General features: G+C 43.9%; 11 protein-coding genes and 2 pseudogenes. 10 read left to right on the forward strand and 3 right to left on the reverse strand.

The genetic code is table 11. The features are described 5' to 3' along the window. From PX481_RS02080 to PX481_RS02105, 6 genes and pseudogenes are all read left to right on the forward strand, one after another. A pseudogene (locus tag PX481_RS02080) lies at positions 1-112 on the forward strand (DUF4164 domain-containing protein); the annotation flags it as partial. Between the two features lie 84 nt (positions 113-196). Then, positions 197-583 (forward strand): DUF4164 domain-containing protein, encoded by a 387-nt coding sequence (locus PX481_RS02085; protein WP_288093452.1) that lies wholly within the window; start codon positions 197-199, stop codon positions 581-583. Positions 584-668: 85 nt separating this feature from the next. Then, positions 669-980: a DUF4164 family protein gene (locus tag PX481_RS02090; RefSeq protein WP_288093454.1), complete on the forward strand. Its 312-nt coding sequence runs from the start codon at positions 669-671 to the stop codon at positions 978-980. Between the two features lie 126 nt (positions 981-1,106). Further along, positions 1,107-1,619, forward strand: coding sequence for a type IV pilin protein (locus PX481_RS02095; protein ID WP_288093456.1), 513 nt, complete (start codon positions 1,107-1,109; stop codon positions 1,617-1,619). A 145-nt stretch (positions 1,620-1,764) separates the two neighbouring features. Beyond that, positions 1,765-2,490 carry a type IV pilin-like G/H family protein gene (locus PX481_RS02100; protein WP_288093458.1) on the forward strand — a complete coding sequence of 242 codons (726 nt, stop codon included), beginning with the start codon at positions 1,765-1,767 and terminating at the stop codon, positions 2,488-2,490. 401 nt (positions 2,491-2,891) lie between these two features. Next, complete coding sequence (locus tag PX481_RS02105; protein WP_288093459.1) at positions 2,892-3,677, forward strand: hypothetical protein; 786 nt, start codon at positions 2,892-2,894, stop codon at positions 3,675-3,677. A gap of 8 nt (positions 3,678-3,685) precedes the next feature. On the opposite strand, the gene PX481_RS02110 is transcribed toward PX481_RS02105, so the two are convergent. Then, complete coding sequence (locus tag PX481_RS02110; RefSeq protein ID WP_288026886.1) at positions 3,686-4,141, reverse strand: DUF29 domain-containing protein; 456 nt, start codon at positions 4,139-4,141, stop codon at positions 3,686-3,688. 125 nt (positions 4,142-4,266) lie between these two features. After that, complete coding sequence (locus tag PX481_RS02115; protein ID WP_288093460.1) at positions 4,267-4,713, reverse strand: DUF29 domain-containing protein; 447 nt, start codon at positions 4,711-4,713, stop codon at positions 4,267-4,269. 377 nt (positions 4,714-5,090) lie between these two features. On the opposite strand from PX481_RS02115, the gene PX481_RS02120 reads away from it, so the two are divergent. After that, positions 5,091-6,026, forward strand: coding sequence for an NAD-dependent epimerase/dehydratase family protein (locus tag PX481_RS02120; protein ID WP_288093462.1), 936 nt, complete (start codon positions 5,091-5,093; stop codon positions 6,024-6,026). 82 nt (positions 6,027-6,108) lie between these two features. Here PX481_RS02120 and PX481_RS02125 read toward each other — a convergent pair whose 3' ends face one another. Continuing rightward, positions 6,109-6,321 (reverse strand): DUF2839 domain-containing protein, encoded by a 213-nt coding sequence (locus PX481_RS02125; protein ID WP_002759416.1) that lies wholly within the window; start codon positions 6,319-6,321, stop codon positions 6,109-6,111. A 156-nt stretch (positions 6,322-6,477) separates the two neighbouring features. On the opposite strand from PX481_RS02125, the gene PX481_RS02130 reads away from it, so the two are divergent. The 3 genes and pseudogenes from PX481_RS02130 to PX481_RS02140 all read left to right on the forward strand — a co-directional run. Further along, positions 6,478-7,713: an LL-diaminopimelate aminotransferase gene (locus PX481_RS02130; RefSeq protein ID WP_288093464.1), complete on the forward strand. Its 1,236-nt coding sequence runs from the start codon at positions 6,478-6,480 to the stop codon at positions 7,711-7,713. 111 nt (positions 7,714-7,824) lie between these two features. Beyond that, positions 7,825-8,658, forward strand: a complete 834-nt coding sequence (locus tag PX481_RS02135; protein WP_288093466.1) for a metallophosphoesterase — start codon at positions 7,825-7,827, stop codon at positions 8,656-8,658. A 103-nt stretch (positions 8,659-8,761) separates the two neighbouring features. Next, positions 8,762-8,960: pseudogene (locus tag PX481_RS02140) on the forward strand (pantothenate kinase); the annotation flags it as partial.

Genomic DNA, 8,960 nt, shown 5'->3' on the forward strand with positions numbered 1-8,960 from the left:
AACGGTACGGGTTGCTTATCAGGAGTTCACCAACCGGGGGATTCTGATAGCTTTGGTGGTTGCTGTCTTGGGAGGTGCCGCTAAACTTTTTGGTTTTTTCCCCAATCCCTAAAAGTGGCTCCTAGAAAAGGTTACAGCCTTTAGGATTCTAATAAATGGCTATCAAAAACTCAAAAATCTATAGGAGTATAGCAAAATGTCTAACGAAACCGTCACCTATTCCCTAGAGTCCGTCCTGACCAGGATTGAGAGTAAAATCGACTCCCTTGAAAAACGGATGGATGAGAAAATCGACTCCCTTGAAAAACGGATGGATGAGAAAATCGACTCCCTTGAAAAACGGATGGATGAGAGATTTGACAAGGTAGATGAGAGATTTGACAAGGTGGAGGACCGGTTGACGAAACTGGAGATAGGCCAAGCTGATTTAAAAGGCGATATTAAAGTATTAGACGAGAAAATCGAGGGATTAACGGTACGGGTTGCTTATCAGGAATTTACCAACCGGGGGATTCTGATAGCTTTGGTGGTTGCTGTCTTGGGAGGTGCTGCTAAACTTTTTGGTTTTTTCCCCAATCCCTAGAACTGTCCCCTAGAAACGGTTACAGCCCTTAGGATTATAATAAATGGCTATCAAAAACCCGAAAATCTATAGGAGTATAGCAAATATGTCTAACGAAACTGTAACTTATTCCCTAGAAGCTGTCCTAACCAGAATTGAGAGTAAAATCGACTCTCTGGAAAAACGGATGAATGAGAGATTTGACAAGGTAGAGGACCGGCTAACCAAAGTAGAAATCGGACAGGCCGAACTCAAAGCAGAGTTAAAAGGCGATATTAAAGTATTAGACGAGAAAATCGAGGGGTTAACGGTACGGGTTGGTTATCAGGAATTTACCAACCGGGGGATTTTGATAGCTTTGGTGGTTGCTGTCTTGGGAGGTGGCGCTAAACTTTTCGGTTTTTTCCCCAATCCCTAGAAGTGGCTTCTAGAAACAGCCTCCCCCACTTCCCCAAAAAAAATTTTTCCAAGGGTGATAGGTTTTCTGAAACAGGTGGGTAAGTTGTTCATAGAGAACAAAAAACACTTACCAAAGGATATACCCATGAACTCCACCTTCAAATTCAAACTCATCCAAGCTCTCAACAAAAAGAACGGTAACAAAGGTTTCACCCTCATCGAACTCCTAGTTGTCGTTATCATCATCGGTGTACTCGCCGCCATCGCTCTCCCCAACCTCCTCAATCAGGTAGCTAAAGGCAGACAAGCGGAAGCTCGCAACAACCTCGGTACCATTAACCGCGCTCAACAGGCTTACCGCTTAGAAACTGGTACTTTTGGAACATTCTCCACTGGGACTGCCAACGTGTTGCCCGTATCTATACAAGCTCAATACTACGATTACCCCGATTCTGTTACTCCTACTACCACCAGTTCTGTAAATAATGCTAACGCTATCTCCACCTACAATAACGATATTCGCGACTACTCTGCTGCAGTAAATCAAAGCACCTCTGGTGCTTTCAGTGCAATCATCTGTGAAGCAGCTGCGCCTACTACTTCAGCATTAGCAGCAACAAATGCTACTACCTGCACTTCTGGTAACAAATTGCAGTAGATATTCTTCCCAGATTGCTTAAAGGCTTTCTGGCATAACAACCAAAAATTGATACTCTAGCGGAAGGTGGCAGGGAAATGTTCTCTTTGAAACCTTGCGCTTTTGATTTTTTTCGGGAAGTGGGGGAAGTGGGGGAAGTGGGGAAGTGGGGAAGTGGGGAAGTGGGGAAGTGGGGGAATGGGGAAGTGGGGAAGTGGGGGAAGTGGGGGAATTTCAACTAAAACCCCAACACCCCAACACCCCAACACCCCAACACCCCAACACCCCAACACCCCAACACCCCAACACCCCCCGCAACGCGCACGCAGTGACCACCCCAACACCCCAACACCCAAAATATAGTCAATATTGCCAGGGCCTAACTATGAAATACCTTCTTTTTTCAGCAATCAAATCACAGGGAAAAAAAGCGAGGGGTTTTACTTTAATAGAATTGTTAGTAGTGGTGATTTTATTGGGGGTTCTCGCTGCCATCAGTTTACCGAGTCTCTTAGGACAAATCGCCAAAGGTAGGCAAGCAGAAGCTCGCGCAGCACTGGGATTGATCAATCGCGCCCAACAGGGTTATCGTTATGAAAAAGGGACTTTTGCTACTTTATCTGAACTAGCTCTGGAAGCTGCCACTATTTCCCTAAAATCCTATAATATCAGCGAAGTAGGACCTCCCAATGCTTTTGGAGCCGCCTATGAATTGGATGCAGTGCCTGAATTTGATGACGATATTAAAAATTATGCTGGAGCGGCTGGACAAACGGCAGCCGGGGCCTATACTGGTATTGTTTGTGAGGATGAAACTCCTTTGGAAGATAATGTTTCTACCAGTAATTCCGCCGGCGAGCTTGATTGTGTTGATGGCATTAAAATTAATTAAAATAACCCCAAAAATCTTTTATTTTTGTTGATAAGTAAATGGTTATAATTATGAAGGGCGTGATTTGTAGGTTAATTCATCGTAGGGTTAATTCATGAATTAACCCTACCATCGCGGTTGATTCATGAATTAACCCTACTTATTAAGGGGGGATAAAGGGGAGATCCCCCCGCCTATCGGCACCCCCCTTATCAAGGGGGGCAGGGGGGATAAAGGGAAGATCCCCCCGCCTATCGGCACCCCCCTTATCAAGGGGGGCAGGGGGGATAAAGGGGAGATCCCCCCGCCTATCGGCACCCCCCTTATCAAGGGGGGCAGGGGGGATCGAACCTAAAATCCATGTTTTAATTTAATTAAAACCAGCTACTTACGTTACTGATTATTGACTTTTATTTAAAGCTATGGTAGGCGCAAAAAAATCTCTCAATCTATCCTTACTTAAAACTCTGGGTTTAGTCGCCGTCATCGGTGGACTAATCATGGCTATTGTGGAAATGCAACAGGAAAAGGTGAAAACCTTGACCAAAGAAAAGTTATTAGATAGAAATTATCGTCAAGAGTCTCGCCTAGAAAATGCTCAGGTTGAGTTATTAAAAAATATACCAGCTTTTGGCTTTGACAATATGTTAGCCAATTGGTCAATGTTGCAGTTTATACAATACTATGGCGATGGGGATGCTCGTAGGGAAACTGGTTACGGTTTAAGTCCCGATTTTATGGAAATTGTCACCAAAAATGACCCCAAATTTGTCCGCGCCTATTTGATGATGTCTGTCGCTTCTTCCCTGAATGCCGGTAAACCCGAAAGAACGATTGAGATTATGAATAAAGGTTTATCAAAACTCACTCCTGATGTTACCGATGCCTATTTTATTTGGTTATATAAAGGAGTGGATGAACTATTATTTTTAGGTGATATTCCCGCGGCGAAAAAATCCTATCAAATGGCCGCCGATTGGGCGAAAATTGCTGGTAATGAATTTATCGAAAAATCCGCTAGGGGAACAGTAAAATTTTTAGAAACTAATCCCGATAGTCGCGCTCCTAGAGTCGGTGCTTGGATGTTAGTCTGGATAAATAGCAAAGATGAAGAAACCCGCAGGTTAGCTAAGGAAAATATCGAAAAATTGGGCGGTAAATTGGTGATTAATAATAATCAAGTGATGGCAATTCCCCCAAAAGATTAGGGTGTGACCTATTTTTCATACTCCCAAAACTTATGATTTAATAAACCATCAATATCCTCAGCAAAGGGACAAACATCGGGAAAATTAGAGTCCGGATAATCCTCTTTCACCGCTTCTAAAGCTTCTCGATAACATTCTTCTAAAATCTCTATCATAAACCTTTTCAAACTAGGAGAATACTTAAATTCCTTCTTCAACTCCTTGCGAAAATTTCTAATTTCAATTTCCCACCCCCGATAACAATCGGGAAGAACCACATAACAACGTTTTAATAAATGTTCTAATAAACGAGTTAAAAAATTATCGACCGCTTTGCGTTGACTTTTCCCCAAAGATTCCACCTCCTCGATCAAATTCTCTAAATCAACTTGAGATAAATCCCCAGATTTTAATTGTTTGACGGTTGCTTCTATCCACAAAGCAAAATCTTGATTATAAAGATTTTTTACCTTGGCTAAAGTCATCATTTTTCTCCTTGTTAAACTTAAATTAATTTCTTGAAAATCACACTAAGTCTGGTTATTAAAGACTGATTATTTATTCCCCCTATTGCAAGAGTGCCTCTACTCAACGGATTTATTATCAGAGTTTAACTTTCCCAAAACTTATGATTTAATAAGCCATCAATATCCTTAGAAAAAGGACAAACATCGGGAAAACTAACATCGTATTCAATTCGCATATTCTCCACCGCTTCCTGATAACAATCATCATAAATATCGGTTAAAAAACTGCATAAACTAGGGGAATCTTTCAGGATATCTTTTAACTTAGATTGACAGCGTTTAATTGTTACTTTCCAACCTCGATAACAGTTGTAAAAATGAAGATAACGCCGTTTTAAACCGTGTTCAAATAATGTAATTAAACGGTTTTTAAGTTCTCTTTTATCTCGTCTTCCCAAAGATTCCACCTCCTCGATCAAATTCTCTAAATCAACTTGAGATAAATCCCCAGATTTTAATTGTTTGACCGTCTTCTCTATCCACAAAGCAAAATCTTGATCATAAGGATTTTTTACCTTGGCTAAAGTCATAATTTTGACCTACTCTGTTGACTAATTACCTTTATTTTACCGAAACTTCGCCAACAATTTAAGTCTGAATTGGCGCTTACTTAAAACTTGCATTAAAAGTCGCTCGGTTTGGGTGCATCTCACATTTTCGGAAATACCGATAATCAGCAATTATCAGTCACTCTTAAACTGCTACAAATGTATGAACAGCCGCGTGTAAGCATCCCACCGAAAAGCTAATGCGCGAGGGGTTTGGGGACGGCGCTTGCGTCCCCAACGGGGGGTTTGGGGGGTAGAACCCCCCAAAAGACTGGATTGATGACACAAACCTAAAAAGCACAGTTTTTAAACTGCACCGATCGAGGGATAATATAACCTTGATATTGACAATGGCGACTATGAAAATTTTAATTATGGGTGGAACCCGATTTATCGGTGTTTCTTTGACTAAAGTGTTAGTAGAACAGGGTCATGAGGTAGTATTATTCAATCGTGGCAATAAACCCGCTCCGGTTGCTGGAGTACGACAGATTCACGGCGATCGCACTGATCCAGCGCAACTGAAAGAAAAGCTTAAAAATGAAAGTTTTGAGGCAATTTTCGATAATAATGGCAGAGAATTAAGTGATACTCAGCCCCTCGTCCAGATTTTTAGGGAAAGAATCGGGCATTTTGTCTATGTTAGCTCGGCGGGGGTTTATCTAAAATCCGACCAAATGCCCCATAAAGAAGGGGATAAACTAGATCCCAAAAGTCGCCACAAGGGAAAACACGAGACAGAAAACTATTTAAGCGAGATGGGTTTACCCTGGACTTCTATCCGTCCGGTTTATATCTACGGACCGGGTAACTATAATGACCTAGAAGCTTGGTTTTTTGACCGTTTGGTTCGTAATCGTCCTATTCCTATACCCGGTCATGGGGAACATTTTACCCAATTTGGTCACGTTGTCGATCTGGCCCGAGCCATGGCCGCAGTATTGGGTAATTCTCAGGCTATCGGTCAAGTGTATAATATTTCTGGCGATCGCTATGTAACTTTTAACGGTTTAGCAAAAGCTTGCGCGGCAGCCATGGGGAAAAATGCCGAGGAAATCGAGATTGTTAACTATAACCCCAAAAAATTTGACTTCGGCAAAAAGAAACCTTTCCCCCTGCGGGTTCAACATTTTTACGCTGATATTAATAAGGCCACCCGGGAGTTAAACTGGCAGCCTGAATATGATCTCGTCAGTGGTTTAACAGACTCCTTCCAGAATGATTATCTCGCTGCCGGTCGCGATCAGCAAGAAATAGACTTGGCGATCGATGACCAGATCTTGGCAAACCAATAAAATTAATTTTCTGGTGGGGAGTTTTTTACTGATAACTGATAACTGATAACTGATAACTGATAACTGATGCAGCTTTAACCAGTTATTGGACATTCCACCAACCGAAGGCCGGCCCGACAAAGCGAATAACTACCCAAACCCCAGCTAAAACTCCTATACCAATCCAGGCACCCCTAGTGGTTAACTTGTAAGCTTGGGATGCTTGACTTTTGGTAATCGGTAGCCAAGGCAGGATGTTTTCTTCCTGTCCATACTTATCACCCAGGGCCGATTGACGACGTTTTGATTCACCCATACTAATGTCAGTTATTAAGAGGTTTTTCTCTGATTGTATATCGAAAGACAACCGCCTACACTCACTCCCAGTCCGTGAAGGAGGGCGATCGAAACTGACGGCTGATGACCGACTATTATAGAATTAAAGGTTGCGACTGAAACGAGAATAATAATTATGGCAACCATTAACAGTAATTACTTAAAACTAAAAGCGGGTTATCTTTTCCCAGAAATTGCCCGACGAGTCCAAGCTTTTGCGGCAGCCAATCCCGATGCTAATATTATCCGTCTGGGGATTGGGGATGTCACCGAACCTTTGCCCCTAGCTTGTCGCGAGGCAATGATCAAAGCGGTGGAGGAAATGGGCGATCGCTCTAGCTTTAAGGGTTACGGGCCCGAACAGGGTTATGCTTGGTTCAGGGAGAAAATCGCCGTCAATGATTTTCAGGCTCGCGGTTGTGAGATAAGTGCCGATGAAATCTTTATTTCCGACGGTTCTAAGTGCGATACGGGCAATATTCTCGATATTTTTGGAGATAATAACTCGATCGCTGTTACTGACCCAGTATATCCCGTTTACGTTGATACTAATGTTATGGCCGGACACACGGGAGAGGCCAACGACCGCGGCGAATACGAGGGCTTGATTTATCTGCCAATTACCGCCGAAAATAACTTTACTGCCCAGATTCCGGCGGAAAAAGTCGATTTAATCTATCTCTGTTTTCCCAACAATCCCACCGGGGCCACGGCTACCAAAGAACACTTGACAGCTTGGGTTAATTATGCTAGGGCTAACGGATCGATTATCTTTTTTGATGCGGCCTACGAGGCCTTTATCACCGATGCCAGTTTACCCCATTCCATCTACGAAATCGAGGGGGCGCGGCAATGTGCGATCGAATTTCGCTCTTTTTCTAAAAATGCCGGTTTTACCGGGACCCGTTGCGCTTTAACCGTGGTTCCCCAAAGTCTCACGGCCAAAGCGGCCGACGGGACGGATGTGCAACTCTGGAAACTGTGGAATCGTCGGCAATCGACCAAATTTAACGGCGTTTCCTACATTGTCCAACGGGGGGCCGAGGCGGTTTATTCCCCGGAAGGACAAGCACAAGTAGAAGAACTTGTCAAGTTTTATTTACAAAATGCAACAATTATCCGAGAAAAATTAACCGCTGCCGGTTTAGAAGTCCATGGCGGCGTAAATGCGCCCTACGTTTGGGTAAAAACGCCCCAAGGTCTATCGAGTTGGGATTTCTTCGATAAACTGCTACATACCTGCAATGTGGTGGGGACCCCCGGATCTGGCTTTGGGGCCGCCGGAGAGGGTTATTTCCGGCTGTCGGCTTTTAATAGTCGTGCCAACGTCGAGGCCGCTATGGAAAGAATTATCAGTAAATTTCCAGGCTAATGGTCAAAAGAGGGATGTTTGCGGAAGCATCCCCCAACAACCCCATCGGGAATTGATAGACTGTTGACACACCCAATTTTTCGGTAACTACTCACCGACAACGGCTCACCGATGCGACCCTTTTGGTTAGAATCCTTACAGGTAGAAAGATTAACGATCGCAATTGCTGGCCTACCAGCAGCTCTGCAAGGGATCAAGTTGGTGCAGTGGTCAGATCTGCACTGCGATGCACAGCATTTGCCTTTAGCTGTCCTGCAAGAAGCGATCGCCATTACTAATCAGGAAAAACCCGATCTCATCTTCCTGACGGGGGACTTTATTACCGATAGTCCCAGGCCAATTTTTGCCCTAGTTGATAGCATAAAAGCTCTCGAAAGTCAAGGGGGTATTTATGCTTGTTTAGGAAATCATGACAGTTATCCTCCCCACGCAAGGGAAACCGTCAGATCAGCCTTAACTAGCGTGGGAATTCGGGTACTCTGGAATGAAATCGCCACACCCTACGGCGAAAATTTTCCCATCGTCGGATTGGCCGATTATTGGTCCGGGGAATTTTTACCGCAAATCCTTGAGCAAATTGCTCCCGATATACCCAGACTTGTCCTTTCCCACAATCCCGATACAGCCATGGTTTTAAGGGATTGGCGCGTGGATTTGCAGTTATCCGGTCATACCCACGGAGGCCAAGTGACTATCCCGGGTATGGGTTCCCTACCGATAGTTTTAGAGAAACTTAGGCGATCGCTGCCGGAACCATATTGTCAATGGGTTCCCTTTCACCGGCAGTTTAGCAGAGTAGTCCGATACTGGCAATGGTCCGAGGGATTTCACCGAGTCGGGGAAAATCAATTATATGTCAATCGAGGCTTAGGAACCTATTTTCCCGGTCGTCTTTTTTGTCCCCCCGAAGTGACGGTAATTACGTTGATCAACAGCAGTCAGTAGTCAGGAGTCAGGAGCCGGTCGTCAGGAGATTATTTTTATTTATTCTCCCCATCACCCCACTTCCCCACTTCCCACTCCCCACTTCCCACTTCCCACTAAATAAATGACTGAGCAAGATACTGACTGGATAGGTTTGATGATCGGCAATTCTCGGCTACATTGGGGGTATTTTTGCGGTCAAACCCTGTTAGCTTGTCTCGATACTCCCCACCTGAACGAACCCCTAAGTAATGAATTTTTGCAACAAATTTTCCCTAAACTCTTGACAAATAAATGCAACTGTGCATTGATGGTCGCCTCCG

Source organism: Microcystis sp. M53603_WE2 (assembly GCF_030065435.1).